1 protein-coding gene is annotated in these 240 nt (G+C 63.3%); it reads right to left on the bottom strand.

From position 1 onward, the window contains the following. A partial coding sequence (locus GQB03_RS22865; protein WP_159694088.1) for an SdrD B-like domain-containing protein occupies positions 1-240 on the bottom strand: 240 nt, incomplete at both ends.

Below are 240 nucleotides of genomic sequence, written 5' to 3' on the forward strand. Positions count from 1 at the left end.
TCGAGAGCACCGAGCCGTCAGCGGCGATGAACTTGACGATGTAGTCGCCCGGCATCAGGCCACTGAAGTTGTAGTTGCCGTTGGCGTCGGTCACCTTGGTGTCGACCAGCGTGCCCGGCATCTCATCGACACAGGTGTAGAGCTCGACCGTCACGCCGGCCTTGCCCACTTCGCCTGCGTCCTGCACGCCGTTGGCATTGCTGTCGACCCACACCTTGTCGCCGATCGAGGCGGTTTCCG

This window comes from Cognatazoarcus halotolerans (assembly GCF_009800965.1).
GTDB lineage: Bacteria > Pseudomonadota > Gammaproteobacteria > Burkholderiales > Rhodocyclaceae > Cognatazoarcus > Cognatazoarcus halotolerans.